Source organism: Escherichia whittamii, from assembly GCF_014836715.1.
GTDB lineage: Bacteria > Pseudomonadota > Gammaproteobacteria > Enterobacterales > Enterobacteriaceae > Escherichia > Escherichia whittamii.
Map to the genome: position 1 here is coordinate 127,931 of NZ_JACSQI010000008.1, position 18,385 is coordinate 146,315.

At 50.9% G+C, this 18,385-nt stretch carries 19 protein-coding genes; 4 read left to right on the plus strand and 15 right to left on the minus strand.

Features of this window, described 5'->3' with window-relative positions:
* Positions 1-12: 12 nt before the first annotated feature.
* The 14 genes from H9644_RS13905 to kbaZ all read right to left on the minus strand — a co-directional run bounded on the left by H9644_RS13905 (position 13) and on the right by kbaZ (position 12,211).
* Complete coding sequence (locus H9644_RS13905; protein WP_064529856.1) at positions 13-705, minus strand: fimbrial biogenesis chaperone; 693 nt, start codon at positions 703-705, stop codon at positions 13-15.
* An 81-nt stretch (positions 706-786) separates the two neighbouring features.
* Complete coding sequence (locus H9644_RS13910; RefSeq protein ID WP_064529553.1) at positions 787-1,371, minus strand: fimbrial protein; 585 nt, start codon at positions 1,369-1,371, stop codon at positions 787-789.
* Positions 1,372-1,784: 413 nt separating this feature from the next.
* Positions 1,785-2,549: a galactosamine-6-phosphate isomerase gene (locus H9644_RS13915; RefSeq protein ID WP_191775070.1), complete on the minus strand. Its 765-nt coding sequence runs from the start codon at positions 2,547-2,549 to the stop codon at positions 1,785-1,787.
* Entirely contained in the window at positions 2,550-3,341 is a 792-nt protein-coding gene (gene agaD, locus H9644_RS13920) for a PTS galactosamine transporter subunit IID (RefSeq protein ID WP_000534360.1), read from the minus strand.
* Positions 3,331-4,134: a PTS galactosamine transporter subunit IIC gene (gene agaC / locus H9644_RS13925; protein WP_105289238.1), complete on the minus strand. Its 804-nt coding sequence runs from the start codon at positions 4,132-4,134 to the stop codon at positions 3,331-3,333. Before agaC ends, agaD begins: the two co-directional genes overlap by 11 nt.
* A gap of 38 nt (positions 4,135-4,172) precedes the next feature.
* Positions 4,173-4,649 carry a PTS galactosamine transporter subunit IIB gene (agaB, locus tag H9644_RS13930; protein WP_191774985.1) on the minus strand — a complete coding sequence of 159 codons (477 nt, stop codon included), beginning with the start codon at positions 4,647-4,649 and terminating at the stop codon, positions 4,173-4,175.
* 167 nt (positions 4,650-4,816) lie between these two features.
* A complete protein-coding gene (kbaY, locus tag H9644_RS13935; protein ID WP_064529557.1) occupies positions 4,817-5,677 on the minus strand; it encodes a tagatose-bisphosphate aldolase subunit KbaY in 861 nt (286 codons plus the stop codon).
* 12 nt (positions 5,678-5,689) lie between these two features.
* Positions 5,690-6,844, minus strand: coding sequence for an AgaS family sugar isomerase (locus H9644_RS13940; protein ID WP_191774987.1), 1,155 nt, complete (start codon positions 6,842-6,844; stop codon positions 5,690-5,692).
* 350 nt (positions 6,845-7,194) lie between these two features.
* On the minus strand, positions 7,195-8,328 hold the full coding sequence (gene nagA / locus H9644_RS13945) for an N-acetylglucosamine-6-phosphate deacetylase (RefSeq protein ID WP_191774989.1): 1,134 nt from the start codon (positions 8,326-8,328) through the stop codon (positions 7,195-7,197).
* Complete coding sequence (agaF, locus tag H9644_RS13950) at positions 8,325-8,759, minus strand: PTS galactosamine/N-acetylgalactosamine transporter subunit IIA (protein WP_000948829.1); 435 nt, start codon at positions 8,757-8,759, stop codon at positions 8,325-8,327. Before agaF ends, nagA begins: the two co-directional genes overlap by 4 nt.
* A 17-nt stretch (positions 8,760-8,776) precedes the next feature.
* Positions 8,777-9,655, minus strand: a complete 879-nt coding sequence (gene agaE, locus H9644_RS13955) for a PTS N-acetylgalactosamine transporter subunit IID (protein WP_001298758.1) — start codon at positions 9,653-9,655, stop codon at positions 8,777-8,779.
* On the minus strand, positions 9,645-10,424 hold the full coding sequence (agaW, locus tag H9644_RS13960) for a PTS N-acetylgalactosamine transporter subunit IIC (RefSeq protein WP_000406209.1): 780 nt from the start codon (positions 10,422-10,424) through the stop codon (positions 9,645-9,647). The genes agaE and agaW overlap by 11 nt, the downstream gene beginning before the upstream one ends.
* 10 nt (positions 10,425-10,434) lie before the next feature.
* Positions 10,435-10,908, minus strand: a complete 474-nt coding sequence (gene agaV / locus H9644_RS13965; RefSeq protein WP_191774991.1) for a PTS N-acetylgalactosamine transporter subunit IIB — start codon at positions 10,906-10,908, stop codon at positions 10,435-10,437.
* A gap of 22 nt (positions 10,909-10,930) precedes the next feature.
* The gene (kbaZ, locus tag H9644_RS13970) at positions 10,931-12,211 is read right to left on the minus strand and encodes a tagatose-bisphosphate aldolase subunit KbaZ (protein ID WP_191774993.1); all 1,281 of its coding nucleotides are present in this window, start codon (positions 12,209-12,211) and stop codon (positions 10,931-10,933) included.
* Between the two features lie 248 nt (positions 12,212-12,459).
* Between kbaZ and agaR the strand changes: the two genes are divergently transcribed.
* Positions 12,460-13,284, plus strand: coding sequence for an aga operon transcriptional regulator AgaR (agaR, locus tag H9644_RS13975; protein WP_064529562.1), 825 nt, complete (start codon positions 12,460-12,462; stop codon positions 13,282-13,284).
* Between the two features lie 62 nt (positions 13,285-13,346).
* Here the strand turns inward: agaR and garD are convergent, their stop codons facing one another.
* A complete protein-coding gene (gene garD, locus H9644_RS13980; protein ID WP_191774995.1) occupies positions 13,347-14,918 on the minus strand; it encodes a galactarate dehydratase in 1,572 nt (523 codons plus the stop codon).
* A 375-nt stretch (positions 14,919-15,293) separates the two neighbouring features.
* Here garD and garP point away from each other — a divergent pair, with 375 nt between their 5' ends.
* From garP to garR, 3 genes are read left to right on the plus strand one after another with little or no spacing between them, the layout of a single operon-like run.
* Positions 15,294-16,628 carry a galactarate/glucarate/glycerate transporter GarP gene (gene garP / locus H9644_RS13985; protein WP_064529564.1) on the plus strand — a complete coding sequence of 445 codons (1,335 nt, stop codon included), beginning with the start codon at positions 15,294-15,296 and terminating at the stop codon, positions 16,626-16,628.
* A 15-nt stretch (positions 16,629-16,643) separates the two neighbouring features.
* Positions 16,644-17,414, plus strand: coding sequence for a 2-dehydro-3-deoxyglucarate aldolase (gene garL, locus H9644_RS13990; protein WP_191774996.1), 771 nt, complete (start codon positions 16,644-16,646; stop codon positions 17,412-17,414).
* Positions 17,415-17,443: 29 nt separating this feature from the next.
* The gene (gene garR / locus H9644_RS13995; RefSeq protein WP_001303675.1) at positions 17,444-18,334 is read left to right on the plus strand and encodes a 2-hydroxy-3-oxopropionate reductase; all 891 of its coding nucleotides are present in this window, start codon (positions 17,444-17,446) and stop codon (positions 18,332-18,334) included.
* Positions 18,335-18,385 lie beyond the last annotated feature (51 nt).

The window sequence follows — 18,385 nt, forward strand, 5'->3', positions numbered from 1 at the left end:
TTATATTTATTATTAAAGAGGACGGGTTTCCGTCCCGGAATTGCCGCCATAATCATTAATGGCGGCCCATTTTACGTTATTCCCAGCATCTGAAGGGAGAGGCAACTGTTTATGCTCGCCAGGGGCAATATATTCAATCTTGTCAGTGAGATCGGTTTTACCGACCGCTAGCCCGGCAAACACGACGTAATATTCAGTGGGGTTATATATATTGAGTGAATGACCACTGCGTTTAAATTCCAGCGATTTCCACGCATTGTTGACCAACCCCTTAAGGTGTGCGGGGCGATAAAATAGTTTGATCCGTGTTTTAAATACCAGCGTCAGTTCGTTAGCATTAGCGGTATCTGATTTCTTCTTTGCCGGGATGGCGCGGACATTAATATAGAACAGCGACTCTTTATTATCAGGCAGGTTGTCAACTGTTTTAATAATCCGAAGTGATGAGTCATCGCCAGCTTCAAGACGAAACAGCGGTGGAGTAACGATAAAGGGAGCGCGGCTTGTACCTTCGATATTATCTACCCATGATTGCAGTAAGTAAGGTATTTCCGCGCCTTTATTCGCGACAGGTAACGCGGCCTCTTTGCGGCTGGCGTCATAAATGACTCGTGTTCGCTGTAAAACAATACCACCAGCCAGCGCCTGACCAATCCAGAGGCTACACAGTAAGGTAGATATCACCGCGAAGATTCGTTTCGACATAGTCATTTTTCAACCTGAGACGACAAGAGAGGAAGGAAAAAGGCGTTATCTGAAAGGAGGTACAGACAACGCCGCGGCGTATTAACGGTAATCCAGTGTTACGTTGACGACAGCGTCTGCTTCCCCCGGTGTGATATCCGCATGATCAACTGTGGAGACGTAGTAGGCGAGCAGGTCAACATTGACGACACCATTGGAGTCCGCAGGAATCTGATAAACCGTGTTACTACTCCCCATGGCATTCAGAGGCATAATGGCTCCGCTTTGCGCATCGTCAATTCGGATACCCACACCTGTTGCCGCAGTTCCCGCAAAGGAGCCAACTTTTGCCAGGTTCGGGTAACCCGCGACGGTGCCATTGTCTCGTGTTTCAAGCCACAAACGGAAAGAAGCTTCCGTTTTTCCGTTTTCATGTTCCCAACCCGTGGTCGGGCAATTCATCAGGGGAATGGTGAAAGGAATTTTGGGGCTATTATCGCCAATAGAACGGAACTGTTCAGCACTGTAGTGGCCGAGAGCAACTTCGATTGTTTTGTCGGAATCATTGATTTCACAAACGGATTTTAAAATCTCGCCGTCAAAAACGATCTCGCCGTCCGTTGCCATGGCGTTTCCTGCGCAAAGCGCAAGCAGGCCCGCAACAGCCGATTTTGCTAATTTGTTCATTTATTACCGTATCCTTGTAATAAGTACTTAATGATATTTAATGTGAATATATGTTCAGCATCTAAAAGATTATACAGCCAGAAGCATTTTGTTAAACATTATTTATGAACATATTTAAGATAATATTTATATTCAAATAATTAATGTTTCTATATTATACATGGAAATTAATGATATTTTTATTCGTGTGTGGCTATATGAATTTGATAATTTGGCTGTTTTTATTGGCGGTTTTCGTTCTGATTATTGAACGACGTAACGTGTTTATCTAATAAATTAAACATTGAACACAATCTCATTTTTTTGAGTGAAATTATGTTAAAGTTAATTAAATGCAAATAATTCAGCTACATAAGTTAAATTTAAGTATTGGTTTTGGCGTGTCAGTCGTTATTTCCTGATAAAGAAAGGGGCTATGCTTTGTTTCTATCTATTAAGCAAATAAAGTTACGATGCAGCCACAAAAACGAAGCAGGAATCGCGGTAGAGACAGTGGCAGTAAGAAAGCGTTTTGTCGCATCCTGCTTTCCTTCGCCAGTTACCAGAAGCAAAACTTCGCGGGCATTGAGAATATCTTTCAGACCTAAGGTGATCCCGCGGGTAACGGGGCGGCCAGCGGTTCTTAACATCTCATGTTGCTGTGTTTTGGCATCAAGTTGGCTGATGTGACAGGCCGGTTGCAGGCTTTCCCACGGTTCGTTTAGCCCCAGATGACCGTTTTTCCCCAGTCCGAGAACGCACAAATCCAGGCCGCCTTTGCGAGCAATCAGATTCGTCACCCGCTCACACTCTGTCTCGTTAATATCTTCGGAGCGAAAGCTGATGAGCTGGTCTTCGCGTAGCCCCAGCGGTTGCACGATATGCTGCTGAAGGAAGGTTTCGCAGGTACCGGGCATGGTTAAAGGGAGATCCACCCATTCGTCGAGCTTCACGAAGGTGAGTTGGCTGACATCAACGCGCTGCTGGTGGATTTTTTCTACCAGATATCGATACGTCAGTAATGGCGTGGCTCCGGTCGCCAGGCAGATCACGGCATTCGGTTTGTTGCGGATCACGTCCAATAAATATTCGCTGGCGCGTTCACTTAACGCCGTATAGTTTTCAACTTGCTGAAGGATTTGCACAGGAAGAAACTCCTTGAATACAGAGGCACCGTCAAATGCAGTGCCTCGTTTTATTTATAAAATGCCGAAGGCGGAACAAACGATGGAAAGCACAAAAGTCACACCGATTAACAGCACCGGATGCGCTTTTTTCACCCGCAGGAAGTAATACATCAGCAGGGTATAAGCCATCGGCAAAATATTCGGGAAGACTTTATCGAAGAAATCCTGTTGCAGGGCGACGCTGTGGGTACTGTCTATAGCAAACGACGTCACCACGTTAATATGCACATACGAAGCGATCAGCCCGCCAATTACCGTAATCCCGAGTATGGTTGCCGAACGGGCGATCATCTGCGAGTTCTCTCGCACTTTATCGATCGCCTTCACGCCGACCGAATAACCGACGTGGGTCCAGCCGACGCGCAGGAAAAAGATAAGCAGATAAACGGCGAAGAACAGAATCGGCCCCAGCAAATTCCCCTGACTGGCGAATGAAGAACAGATCCCCGCCATAATCGGCAACAAGGTAAACCAGAAAATCGCATCGCCAATCCCGGCGATTGGGCCAAACAGAGCCACTTTCAGACCTTTAATGGTGTCGCGGTTTTCGCCTTTCTCCTCCATCGAAATTAACAATCCCATCAGGAATCCGACCAGATTTGGGTGAGTGTTAATAAATTCGAGGTTATCTTTCATCGCCGCGCTTAAGCCCGGTTTGTCGTCCTTATAAATCTTTTTCAGGAGCGGCAGCATTGCCCAGGTAAAGCCGCCCGCCTGCATCCTTTCGTAGTTAAAGCTCGCTTGTAGCAGCGACGAACGAAAGCCCAGACGGGTGATATCTTTTTTACTGATTTCAGATCCCATTGCTGTAGTCCTCTTCTTCATTTTTACTGGCAACGGGCTGTGGTTGCGCTTGCTGCCGGGATTTCGCATTGAAAAACTCATAAACCGCAAAGCCTGCGCCCAGTACGGCAACCGGCAACAGGTTGCTAACCTGGATGTAGCAAACAAACAGGAAACCGGCGATCAGATAAGGGATATATTGCGCTTTGAACATCACGCGCAGCAGCAAGCCAAAACCGACGGCAGGCAGAATCCCGCCAGCCACTTCAAAGCCGTGGGTCAACCAGGTGGGCATCGCTTTCACCAGCGTCTGCATCGCGCCTTGCGCCAGGTAAGTACAGAGGAAAGCAATCACCGCATACGCTAAAGCGACAATTAGCATCGTTGTCCAGTTAAGTCGGGAAAACGCCGCCGTATCCGCCTCTTTCGCGCATTTATCGGCTTTGGTCATAAATAATGAGAATGCCGAATAGAAGAACAGAATGACGTACTGCATTAACAAACTAAACGGCAGGCCCAGACCAATCGCCGTTTTGGCATCCACACCGGTAGACCACGCAATGACGGTAGTCATCAGGCCTGCCATAATAGGGTTAGGCGGCTGAACGCCACCGGCAGGGGTTAATCCGGCGAAAGCCAGCTCAGTCAGACCACCGGTAATTAAGCCAGTCTGAATATCACCGAGAATAGCGCCAGTAAGGGTACAAACGATTATCGGGCGGAATAAAAATAAGGCTTCCAGCCAAAAATCAATCCCCAGAACGAAAACTAACGCCGCCAGGGATAGCCCCTGAATTAGGGTTATTTCATGCATTTTTATTACCTCAAACCAATATTAAGGCGATTTTAGATTTAGTCAGGGATTTGTTCTTTTTGATCGCCGGGGACGTCCTGAATAAAAACATTTACGCCGCGTTGTTTAATAAAACGTAAGTCCGCGAGATCCTGATCGTCGACATAAACTTTACTGCTGATTTGCTTTTTCCCATCCGAGAAATGCATATTGCCGACGTTAACCTCTTTAAGGTCAATGCCACCTTCTACCAATTTACGTACCGTTTGCGGCGTACGGCAAATCAGGAAGATTTTCTGGTGTGGCGCAGCTTTGGCGATGACGTTAATGGTTTTTTCGATAGTAAAGAAACGAATGCCAAAGCCGTAAGTTTCCGCAGTAATGCCCATCAATTTTTGTTGAATATCATCATTAGCGACAACATCGTCCACGACCACCAGCAGGTTCGCGCCAATAGTAGATGTCCAGGTCACGCCAACCTGGCCGTGAACCAGACGGTTATCAATACGGGTTAAGAGAATATTTGGACTGCTCATTGTGTAATCCTCACCATAAAAGTTGAATAATATAATTTTTTTAAATATATTATTGTTGAGACATTGTACTGATGTATTTATTAATGTTTAGTTATCTCCTTTGCCATTAAGGCACAACCCAATATTAATTGGGCAGTGCATTCTGAAAAATCGTATAAAATTAATGATTACGCGGAAATTCGATTCGCTGAACCACAGACATTAATTTTATTTCTGACAACTTCTTTCATGGCGTCCATACCGACGCGCATATAATAACGAGGATCATTACCCTGCGGATTTTCCACAAACCAGGTTTTAACCGCGCCAGCGAAAGCTATTTTTAATTCCGTGGCAACGTTCACTTTTGTTACACCAAGCTCAATAGTGCGGCGGACAAATTCATCAGGAACATCGCTGGCACCATGCAGCACCAGAGGAACATCCACCACTTCACGAATTTCCGCCAGCCGTTGAAAATCAATCTTCGGCGTTTTGCTGTATAACCCGTGCGCCGTTCCAATCGCCACTGCCAGGCTGTCGACGCCGGTTAGTTCAACAAAGCGTCTGGCTTCTTGTGGATCGGTCAGGAACGCGCTTTCGGCGTCAACGCTCATGTCATCTTCCACGCCGCCCAGACGGCCCAGTTCCGCTTCCACGCTGCAATCCTGCGAGTGGCAGAAGTCGACAACCGATTTCACCAGCTTCACATTTTCAGCAAACGGGAAGTGGCTGCCGTCGATCATCGCACTGCGCACACCTGCGTGTACTTTACGGCGAATATCATCGAGTGATTCGTGATGGTCGAGATGTAGCGCCAGCGGCATGTTGTAGGTCGTGGAATAGGCGCTACACAGGGCGTAGATCTCTTCCAGGGCGATATGTTTAAAAGTCCCCGGCGTCCCGGCGAGGATCACCGGCGATCGCATTTCACTGCACACTTCGAGGATCGCCTGGATAGTCTCAGCGTTATGGATGTTAAATGCAGGTACCGCGTAGCCATTGGCCTGGGCGTCCAGTAACAGATATTTGGTGGAGATAATGCTCATTGTGCGATCCTCTTATGCCTGCCACGGGTGAATAACAACGCCTTGCACCACGCGGTTAACCGTGCCGCTGGCGGATGGGGAGTCCGGCGTATTGCCCAGGTGCAGCGACTGCATCAGTGCGAACGTCTGGGCGTACATCAGGAAGCAAAATGCCTGTTCAACGTCGATAAAGTGACGGGACGGCGGCAGGATAATATGTGGGCCAGCGGCGATAACGTCGTTGCTTTCCGCAGCGATGGCGATTACGCGCATTGCCTGGTTGTCACGGCGGAGTTCTGCCAGCAGGTCAAGATCGTACTGACGGGTGTAAGGGTGGCTGGAGACAAACACCACTACCAGCGTTTCGTCGTCGACCAGCGATTTCGGGCCATGACGGAATCCGGTCGGGGAATCATAAAAGGCGGCCAGTTTACCTGCCGTCAGTTCCAGCACTTTCAGCGCCGACTCGCGTGCCGCGCCCTGTAAGCCACCGCTGCCGAGATAAACGATCCGTTTCCACGGCGCGTAACCAAACACATCTTCACTGAAATCGCCCAGCGAGGTCAGGATCGCCTGGCAACGATCCGCCACATCGCGGAAGCTCTGGCTGTTGATCGTCTCAGGTGCGAAAACCGCGAGGCAGCTGGCCATCATGGTAGTAATACTGCTGGTCATCGCAAAGCCGCGATCGTGCGTTTCTGCGGGCATCAGCAGGGCAAACGCGTTGTCGCTGTTGATCGCGTTTTGATAGAGAGCGCCCGCTTCGTTGCAGGTGATCGGCAGGTGATAGCACTCTGGTACAAACTGATTCGCCAGTTCCACGGCGGCAACGCTCTCCGGACTGTTGCCGGAACGCCCGAAGGAGATCAGCAGTAGAGGATGGGCTGGATTCAGGTAGTCCATCGGATTGGTGACCAGATCGGTGGTTGGTACGGCGCTGAAGTTTTTGCCGGTATGGCTGGCAAGCCACGACGCGATGATGTCACCGATAAATGCCGAGGTTCCAGCTCCGGTCAGGATGAGCTGCAGATTCTCTTTGCGCAGTAACGGTTCAAGAAAGTTATCGAGAGCGGAACGTAACGCGTCGATGTTGGTAAGCGAACGGATCCACGCGCGAGGCTGATGACGGATCTCTTCTTCAGTCCATGTGCCGGTGTTCGCGGCAGCAGGGGTGTAATTTTCTGACATGACTCAATCCTTAGTCTGATGAACTTGACGTCTGGCGTGGTAGCTTTCTCTTGCCTTTCGTTTCATTTCATTTGATGATTTGTTTCGTTGATTAAAATTTATAGAAAAGAAACTGAAAGTTCAATGGAGAAAAAAGAAATAAAACGAAATTTGCGATCGTTGAAAGAAAAGATAAGGGAAGATTAAAGGATTGCGTGATGACGTCGCTATGTGCACCGATTGCCGGATGCGGCGTACCGTAGGTCGGATAAGACGCGTTAGCGTCGCATCCGACACCGCTGCACAGATCAAAACGAAAGAAAAAGAAAGGCCTTACGGGGGAAGTGAAGGCCCAATAAAGGAGCAAACCATCAAAACGAAGCTAATTGACCCTGAACCCAAACTTGTTGCACATGTAGCCCACTATCCAGCGCCAGCACGCTGGCGCGTTTCCCCGCTTTAAGCGAGCCTAAAACATCATCTATCCCCAGCATTCGCGCCGGATGCAGCGATGCCATATGAATCGCCTCTTCTGGCAAAACGCCCGTCAGCTCGACCATATTACGCACTGCTGCATCGACAGACAGTGTACTGCCCGCCAGCCCACCGGACGCGGTACGCACAATACCGCCGTGCATCTGCACTTCTTCACCACATAACGTATAGCGACCATCCGGCATCCCGGCAGCCTGCATAGCGTCAGTTATCAGCACGATTCTCTCTTTTGCACAGCAACAACACAGCGACATCGCCGCCGGATGAACATGATGACCATCGGCTATCAGTTCCAGCCAGGCGCGCTTGTCCGTTAATCCTGCGCCAACCATTCCCGGTTCGCGGTGATGTAAACCTGTCATCCCGTTATAGCAATGCACCAGGCCGTCTGCTCCAGCATCAAACGCGGCGCAGGTTTGTTGCCAGGTTGCAGCGCTATGTCCCAGCATTACCCGTACGTTCTGCTGTTTAAGATGACGAATGGCCGGTAACGCACCCGCTTTTTCCGGTGCCAGCGCTACCACGCGCAAGGTGTGTTGTGAAACGGCAATCAATTGATCCAGCTCGGCAATTTCCAGTTCTCGGAACAGATCCGGCGGATGTGCGCCTTTATTCTGCGGCGTGAAGTACGGTCCTTCGAGATAACTCCCCAGCACCTGCGCACCAGGTTCGCCGCGTTGGCAACGTTGAGCAATGCGCGCCAGTGCCGCATGAATGGCATTAAGCGGCGCAGTTACGGTGGTCGGCAACCAACTGCCGACACCTTCACGTGCTTTGTACATTGCCAGCTTGTCGAGCGCATCTGGCGCGTCATCCATCACATCAACGCCTGCGCCACCGTGCACATGGGCGTCGATGTAAGCGGGGCAGAGCAGTTCCGCATCGCGTTCAGTCACGCCTGGTGGAATCGGTTCGATTGCCGTGATCACCCCATCAGTCATGCGCAACTGGTGGTCGTCCAGCCAGCCCTCTTCGGTCAGCAGCCTTCTGGCGCGCAGAACTTGCGTCATATTCCTTCCTCGACCGGGCATTCTTCATGGCAGCGGCCCAGCTCGTCCACCAGACTGGTCAGCCCGCGATGCCCGCACTCCAGCGCCTGCACACGGAATTCTTCGCTACTCAACCCTTCGCGCTCCAGCACCATCTCCAGTAACAGTTGCAAATTAGTCCCCGTGATCACTTCACAGCCCGGTTTTTGCATTGCCAGCGTTGAGGCCACGCGAAACGGTGTACCGCCCAGCAAATCCGTCAGAAAAACAATGCCGTCTTCACAATCCAGTTGGGCGATGGCCTCTTCAAGCTGCGATGTAAGCAGTGCGGTGCTTGAGGTTTCTGGAAAATCGATGGCGATAAACTGCGATTGCTCACCGAGGATTTGCTTCATTGCTTTTTCCATGCCGCTGGCAAATCCGCCATGCCCTGTCAAAATAATACTTAACATCTAATACCTCATTGTATTTAAAGGAAATGGCAGAATTTACCGACGATGCCGAGAACCACGGTAACCGCTATCAGGCGCAGCGGACTCCAGCCGCGACGAACTAACCAGAACATGGTCAGGGTATAGACCAGCGGTAAGAAGGCAGGCATCAGTTTGTCGATAACGTCAGTCTGTAGCTTAACCACTGCGTCGCCCGCCGTGATTTCCAGCGTGGTGCTTAAGCGAACATAGGTTGCCACCAGCGCGCCGATCACCGTCATCCCAACGATAGACGCCGCATGACCGACTTTTTTGGTATTCGCTTTAATCAACGGAATTGCTGCGACGCCCATTCGATACGCGTAATGCGCAAGACCAAAACGCAGACCGAGATGCACCACGTTGAACAAAACAATAAATACGACTGCGCCGAGAATAGAGCCTTGTAGCGCGAGGCTTGCGCCAATCCCGCCACAAATCGGCAGCAGCGTCAGCCAGAACATCGCATCGCCAATCCCGCCGAGCGGCGCACCAACGGCAATCTTGGTGCTCTGAATACTGTTCACGTCCTGTTTTGAGCGTTCCATCGCGAGGATAATGCCGATAACAAACGTCACCAGAAACGGATGGGTATTGAAGAAGCCCATATGGCCTTTCATGGCGCGCGCCAGGTCGCGTTTATTGGTATGGATCTTTTTCAGTGCAGGCAGCAGACCGTACAGCCAGCCGGAAGCCTGCATACGTTCGTAGTTGAAAGAAGCCTGTAACAGCATGGAACGCCAGGCGACGCGGTTGATATCTTTTTTCGTCAGCTCTGCGCCAATGCTCTGATCTTCATATACGTTTTCATTGACGCCCGTCAGCAATGTTTCTTCGTTTTCACTGACGTTCGGCAGGGTCGTTTGATTAGATGCCATCTTCAAATTCCTCTTTCTGTGCCGCAGGTTGAGTCGGTTCAGGAGATTTACGCAGCAGGTCGATCAGCGCCATTGCCAGCGCGGCGGCAGCAATAGCCAGCACCGGCAGCTTGAGCCAGGCGGCGGCAACGAAACCCAGGATGAAGTAGGGGATGTAGACGTTTTTCATCATGATTTTCAGCAGCACGGCAAAACCGATTGCTGGCATGATGCCGCCCGCGACGCCGAGGCCGTCGATTAACCGTTGTGGCAGGACATCAATGATGGTTTTTGCATGTTCCGCGCCGAAGTAGATAGGCAGGAAAGCGCAGAGAAAATAGAAGATGCCGAGCGCCAACAGCGCCAGATAGTTCACGCGCTCAATGCCGCGCGTATCGGCGTTCTCCGCCATTCGATCGCATCGCGACATCACGCCAGACATCACTGAGAACAGGAACGTAATCCCCATCTGTACCGCAACCGCGAAAGGTACGGCGACGCCGACCGCGACATCGGGTTTCACACCGGTGGTAATAGCAAACGCCGTGCCGACGATAGTACCGATAATCACGTTAGGCGGCTGTGCGCCCGCCAGCGGAGCCAGTCCCATCCACACCAGTTCCAGAGTACCGCCGGTTAAAATACCGGTATGCAAATCGCCAAGTACCAGCCCAACCAACGGGCCGAGAACGACCGGGCGGTGCATATGAGTTAAGCCGTTAAACATATCCAGGCCAGCGATAAAGGCGATAATGCCCAACGCGAATGCCTGCAACAGACTGATTTCCATGATGAATCCCTCAAAGTAATTTAAAGAGGTCCACAGCAGGTTCTGTCGGGACGCCCTGAACGAAGCATTCCACCCCAGCGGCTTTCAGGTCGTTAAATGCTGCGATATCGCCTGCATCTACAGAAACTGTTTTGGCGATTTGCTGCTTGCCATTGACATAGTGCATATTGCCAACGTTAATGCGGCTAACCGGGACGCCACCTTTAACCAGCGTCAGGAAATCGGCAGGTGTTTTACAAACCAGCAGGATTTTCTGCCGATCGGCGGCGCGGTGGATGTTGTCGATGACTTTTTGCAGCGACCAGAAACGTACGGCGATCCCTTCTGCCAGCACCATTTCCATCAGGTTTTGTTGTACTGGATCTTCGGCAACTTCAGCATTGGCTACCAGCACCAGATTTGCCCCCGCAAATCCCACCCACTGAACGCCGACCTGACCGTGAATCAAGCGTTCATCAATCCGGCTTAAAACAATATTTGGCATAGCGTGATCCTCTTTGTTTTGGTTATTGGCCTTCACAGGCTGCGTGGTACTGCGCCAGGATGTCCTGAATGTGGTTGATAATTAACGCCCGTGGCGTGGGCTGTAACTCACCGGAGCGAACTTTCACGTACTGCAGCGGCAGATACTGGCTGATGAGCGGCAGCGGAATTGGCGCGTCCGCCAGGTTCCGGACCAGATGGGCGAAAGCGTCATCAATCTGGCTGTCCGGCCAGTAGTAGCGCACGCGATCCGAGTAGCTGTAACCACGTGCCAGGCGCCGCGCGTTGCCGTCACCGTGGTAGTGGCTTTGCCAGTATTCCGGGCGGTCGAGCATCACGTTTTCCAGTACCTGACGTAGACCGGAACAGGCTTTCGCTGGCACCAGTTCTTCTTCAATCGCTGCCAGAGAGAACAGGGCTTCACGCAGGGCGAAGGTCAGCGCCGGGCCGACTTTCAGAATGGCAAAGTGGTCAATAACCAACTGACGTAACGATTGCGGCGTTTGATAATCCGTAGAGTGAGCTTCGAAAATCAGCGTTTCGTAGCTTTCGACCATCTGGCTTAAGGCGGTCGCTTTGGCGGGCTGATAATCAATAACGTTGGTGTGATCGAATTCGACGCCTGGCTGAACTACCAGCGCAATAATGCGCGGCCAGATGGCGTTCAGACCTTGTTTTTCAAAGGCGTGACGATGGGCTTCCAGCGTGGCGCGGGCGGCATCCGGCGTGGTAACCGCCAGTTCGCTTAAGGTTTCATGTGCGCCGCCAGGCACCGGAACTTCGGTGCCAATGACATACACCAGATCAGCCTCGCCAAAATGTTCACGACAGGTTTCTTCCGCCACTTTCGCCAGGCGGGCGGCGCGTTCGGCAACAATGCCATCGGTTAAGGGAACCGGATCGTCCTGACAGGACATGCTGCAATCGAGATGTATTTTTTTGAATCCTGCAGCGACGTAGCTTTTAATCAAATCATCAGCATTGGCCATCGCCCGAACGGCAGGCAGGTTTTGCCAGCGGTTTGGCCCCAGATGGTCGCCACCCAGAATCAACGCGTCCTGCGGGAAATTCAACGAGTCGGCAAGCCGGCAAACAAAGCCGCGAAAATCGGCGGGCGTCATTCCGGTATAACCGCCGAACTGGTCCACCTGATTGGACGTTGCTTCAATCAATAATGGCGTTTGGTTAGCGCAGGCGTAGCGGATTGCGGCTTCCAACACCAGCGGATGCGCGGAACAAACGGCATAAATCCCATTTGTTTTGCCCTCTTTGTGCTGTCTCACCATTTCTGTCAGATGTTTCACTTTCCTCTCCAGTTCAGATTACTGCAACTTTAATCTTTCGTTTTGTTTCAATTGATACTGCGACATGGTGAGATAAAAATAAAACGAAAGATAATGGTTTTCTGATCTGATTCACAAAAGAAACATAATGAAAGGTTCTGGAGCGAGAGTAGCTTGCGACAGGGGGCAATGTGGGCTTGCATTTGCTTAATAGAAAGGCGTTAATAGGCAAAACGAAATGAAACGAAAGTTTTACGAAAGGACTTACTATGAGTAATACCGACGCTTCAGGCGAGAAGCGAGTGACAGGCACCAGTGAGCGACGAGAGCAGATCATTCAACGCCTGCGCCAACAAGGAAGTGTGCAAGTTAATGATCTATCGGCATTATATGGTGTATCTACTGTGACCATCCGCAACGATCTGGCGTTTCTTGAAAAACAGGGGATCGCTGTGCGTGCCTATGGTGGCGCATTGATCTGCGATAGTACGACGCCGTCAGTCGAACCATCGGTGGAAGATAAAAGTGCGCTCAACACGGCGATGAAGCGAAGCGTTGCGAAAGCTGCCGTTGAGTTGATTCAGCCGGGACATCGCGTGATCCTCGACTCCGGAACCACCACCTTTGAGATTGCCCGTCTGATGCGCAAGCACACCGACGTGATTGCAATGACCAACGGTATGAACGTGGCCAATGCCTTGCTGGAAGCGGAAGGCGTTGAACTCCTGATGACCGGCGGGCATCTGCGCCGCCAGTCGCAATCTTTTTACGGCGATCAGGCTGAACAATCACTGCAAAATTACCACTTCGACATGCTGTTTCTCGGCGTAGATGCTATTGATCTGGAGCGCGGCGTCAGCACGCATAATGAAGATGAAGCTCGTTTAAATCGTCGGATGTGCGAAGTTGCGGAGCGGATCATCGTGGTCACTGATTCCAGTAAGTTCAACCGCTCCAGCTTGCATAAGATCATTGATACTCAGCGGATCGACATGATCATTGTCGATGAAGGCATTCCTGCGGATAGTCTGGAAGGGCTGCGAAAAGCTGGGGTTGAAGTGATTCTGGTCGGGGAGCACGCGTCTTCGCTGTGATTCACTATGCCCGATAAACAAGCGTTATCGGGCATAGTACAACCTGAAGTATGACGAGTATATCAAGTCACTGGTGCCGGGTTAAACACCGCCAGTTGATTATGCAGCCCCCACTGATCCGAGAATGTCTTCTTCTTCCCGCTGGCGACGTCGAGAATAAACTGGAACAGCTTCCAGCCCACCTCTTCAATGGTTTCTTCGCCAGTGGCAATAGTGCCTGCGTTGATATCCATTAAGTCGTACCAGCGATTCGCCAGTTCGGTACGCGTCGCCATCTTAATGACCGGTACCGCCATCAGACCGTACGGCGTACCGCGACCTGTCGTAAACACTTGCACGGTAATACCTGAAGCCACCTGCTGCGTGCCGCAGACAAAATCGCTGGCAGGCGTAGCGGCGTAAATTAATCCACGTTTTGTTGGGCGTTGGCCGGGTGACAATACTTCAACAATTGCGCTTTTACCTGATTTCGCAATGGAGCCGAGCGCTTTTTCCACCACATTTGCCAGACCGCCTTTTTTATTGCCGGGAGAAGGGTTGGCGCTGCGGTCGGTTTTCCCCATATTGAGATAGTTATCGTACCACTCCATTTCTTCCAGCAGTCGTTTGCCGACCTCTTCGTTAACGGCGCGTGGTGTTAGCAGATGGATCGCGTCACGCACTTCCGTTACTTCCGAGAACATCACCGTTGCACCGCAGCGTACCAGTAGATCCGACGCATATCCAACTGCCGGGTTTGCCGTTACGCCAGAAAATGCATCGCTGCCGCCGCATTGCATGCCGACAACCAGTTCTGAAGCCGGACAGGTTTCTCGCTGACGTTGATTCAGTTTTTTTAGATGGCGTTCGGCGACCTGCAATATATCCTCGACCATTGATTGAAAGCCGACATGTTTTTCATCCTGCAAGCTGACAACGCTGGCGCTTTCTACTGGAATAGCTTGCACATCATCCGTTCCAGTCAGTAAACGTTCAGGCTGTAACTTTTCACAGCCCAGGCCAATTACCATCACCTCGCCGCCAAAATTCGGATTGAGCGAAATATTGTGAATGGTACGTATTGGCACCACAGCCGCCGGTGCGTTAATCGCCACGCCACAACCGTACAGGTGATTCAGCCCCACTACGCCATCGACGTTCGGGTATCTCGGTAGCAGGTCGCGCTCAATGATTTTTACTACGTAATCCACCACGCCTGCCACACAGTGGACGCTGGTGGTAATGCCGAGCAGGTTTTTGGTACCCACACTGCCATCGGCATTGCGATAGCCTTCAAAGGTATAACCTTCCAGCGGCGGTAAGGGGGCTGGGACTTTGGTTGCCAGGGGCAGAGTATGTAACGGCGGTGCTTCCGGCAGTACTACCATTGATTCGTCGATCCAGCTTCCGCGAGGGATCGCGCGCACGGCGTAACCAATCACTTCGCCATAACGGATAATTTCACCATGAGCGGGGATGTCCACCAATGCAACTTTATGCCCCTGGGGAATATGTTCAATTAATTCCAGTCCGTCCGGAAAACGCGTTCCTGCTTTCAGGCCATTATCATTAACAATAATTGCCACATTATCTGTGTTGTGTACTTTTATATAAAACGCAGTCGGCGTTTCTTGTCTGATTTCGATGTTGGCCATTGTGCAATATTCTCCAGCCAGGGGGATATAAAAATGAGAATTCAATCTCATTTAAAAATAAATGACTTCATTGGGTGAAATAAAGATGTCAGGAGTTTAAATGCAGAAATGTGATCAATGTCAATCATTTCAGGGATTGCAGTGCCGCCCGGTAAGGCAAAGCGTAAATCTGTGCTTTAGCGCGCAGCCTTATGTGCATATGCTCAAAATAATATTTAAATTGAATTAATTAAATTAGCATTTGCACAATGATTATTATTCTCGCGCTGCTTATACTGATTCCCGAGTTCATTGTCATTACGGCATAAATGAAACTCATAAATAATACCTTCCGCATAATAATAAAAATCAGCATAAGTACCCGAGGTTAATAAAATGATTCTGGACACCGTTGACGAAAAAAAGAAAGGCGTGCATACCCGCTATTTAATATTACTGATTATTTTTATTGTTACCGCCGTTAACTACGCCGATCGTGCAACGCTGTCGATTGCTGGTACTGAAGTGGCAAAAGAGTTGCAATTGAGTGCGGTTTCGATGGGGTACATCTTCTCCGCTTTTGGCTGGGCCTACCTGCTGATGCAAATCCCCGGCGGCTGGCTGCTTGATAAGTTTGGCTCGAAGAAAGTTTACACATACAGCCTCTTTTTCTGGTCGCTGTTCACCTTCCTGCAAGGCTTTGTCGATATGTTTCCGCTGGCCTGGGCAGGGATCTCCATGTTCTTTATGCGCTTTATGCTGGGGTTTTCGGAAGCGCCGTCATTCCCGGCGAACGCCCGTATTGTCGCTGCCTGGTTCCCGACGAAAGAACGTGGCACTGCCTCCGCCATCTTTAATTCGGCGCAATATTTCTCGCTGGCGCTCTTTTCGCCGCTACTTGGCTGGCTGACGTTCGCCTGGGGCTGGGAGCATGTCTTTACCGTTATGGGGGTGATTGGTTTTGTGCTGACGGCGCTGTGGATCAAGTTGATTCATAACCCGACAGACCATCCACGTATGTCTGCGGAAGAGCTGAAGTTTATCTCGGAAAATGGCGCGGTGGTTGATATGGACCACAAAAAGCCGGGCAGTGCGGTGGCAAGCGGTCCCAAACTGCATTACATCAAGCAATTGCTCTCCAGCCGCATGATGCTGGGTGTATTTTTCGGACAATATTTTATCAACACCATCACCTGGTTCTTCCTTACCTGGTTCCCGATTTATCTGGTGCAGGAAAAAGGCATGTCGATTCTGAAAGTGGGCCTGGTCGCCTCGATTCCGGCACTGTGTGGTTTTGCTGGCGGCGTGCTCGGTGGCGTCTTCTCGGATTATCTGATCAAACGCGGTTTGTCACTGACCCTGGCACGTAAGTTACCGATTGTGCTCGGAATGTTGCTGGCTTCCACCATCATCTTATGTAACTACACCAACAACACCACGCTGGTGGTCATGCTGATGGCGCTGGCCTTCTTTGGCAAAGGATTTGGCGCGCTGGGCTGGCCGGTGATTTCTGACACTGCGCCGAAAGAGATTGTTGGCCTCTGCGGCGGCGTATTTAACGTCTTTGGCAATGTTGCCTCCATTGTTACTCCACTGGTGATTGGCTACCTGGTAAGTGAACTGCACTCCTTCAATGCGGCACTGGTCTTCGTGGGATGTTCGGCGCTGATGGCGATGGTCTGCTACCTCTTCGTGGTTGGCGACATTAAACGTATGGAATTGCAGAAATAAGCAAAGGTATAAGCGATGAATAACGATATTTTCCCCAATAAGTTCAAAGCCGCTTTGGCCGCGAAACAGGTACAAATTGGTTGCTGGTCAGCACTCTCTAACCCGATTAGCACTGAAGTTCTTGGTTTGGCTGGGTTTGACTGGCTGGTGCTGGATGGCGAACATGCGCCAAACGATATTTCCACGTTCATTCCGCAGTTAATGGCCCTGAAAGGCAGTGCCAGTGCGCCAGTGGTGCGAGTGCCGACCAACGAGCCTGTGATTATTAAGCGTCTTCTGGATATCGGTTTCTATAACTTCCTGATCCCGTTTGTCGAAACAGAAGAGGAAGCGGTGCAGGCGGTGGTATCTACTCGTTATCCACCAGAAGGTATTCGCGGCGTCTCCGTTTCTCACCGTGCCAATATGTTTGGCACCGTGGCGGATTATTTCGCTCAGTCGAACAAGAACATCACCATTCTGGTCCAGATTGAAAGTCAGCAGGGCGTAGATAACGTCGATGCCATTGCCGCTACCGAAGGCGTAGACGGCATCTTCGTCGGCCCCAGCGATCTGGCTGCGGCATTAGGCCATCTCGGCAATGCCTCGCACCCGGATGTACAAAAAGCGATTCAGCATATTTTTAACCGTGCCAAAGCGCACGGCAAACCCAGCGGTATCCTCGCACCGGTCGAAGCCGATGCGCGTCGTTATCTGGAATGGGGCGCTACGTTTGTGGCCGTTGGTAGCGATCTCGGCGTGTTCCGCTCTGCCACCCAGAAACTGGCCGATACCTTTAAAAAATAACCACCACCGCAACAAGAGAGATGATTGATATGACTATGAAAGTTGGTTTTATTGGCCTGGGGATTATGGGTAAACCAATGAGTAAAAACCTTCTGAAAGCAGGTTACTCGCTGGTGGTTGCTGACCGTAACCCAGAAGCTATTGCTGACGTGATTGCTGCAGGTGCAGAAACAGCTTCTACGGCTAAAGCGATCGCTGAACAGTGCGACGTCATCATCACCATGCTGCCAAACTCTCCTCATGTGAAAGAGGTGGCGCTGGGTGAAAATGGCATTATTGAAGGCGCGAAGCCAGGCACGGTATTGATCGATATGAGTTCTATCGCACCGTTGGCAAGCCGTGAAATCAGCGAAGCGCTGAAAGCGAAAGGCATTGATATGCTGGATGCTCCGGTTAGCGGTGGTGAGCCGAAAGCGATTGATGGCACTCTGTCAGTGATGGTGGGTGGCGATAAGGCTATTTTCGACAAATACTATGACTTAATGAAAGCGATGGCGGGGTCTGTGGTACATACCGGGGAGATCGGCGCAGGCAATGTCACCAAACTGGCAAATCAGGTCATTGTGGCGCTGAATATTGCCGCGATGTCAGAAGCGTTGACGCTGGCAACCAAAGCGGGCGTTAACCCGGATCTGGTTTATCAGGCAATTCGTGGTGGACTGGCGGGCAGTACCGTACTGGACGCGAAAGCACCAATGGTGATGGACCGCAACTTCAAGCCAGGTTTCCGTATTGATCTGCATATTAAGGATCTGGCAAATGCACTGGATACCTCCCACGGCGTTGGTGCGCAACTGCCGCTGACTGCTGCGGTTATGGAGATGATGCAAGCGCTGCGTGCCGATGGTCTGGGAACAGCAGACCATAGCGCCCTTGCGTGCTACTACGAAAAACTGGCGAAAGTCGAAGTTACTCGCTAATGACGTCGTGCCCGGATGGCTTATTGTTATCCGGGCCTGGAATCCAGGCCG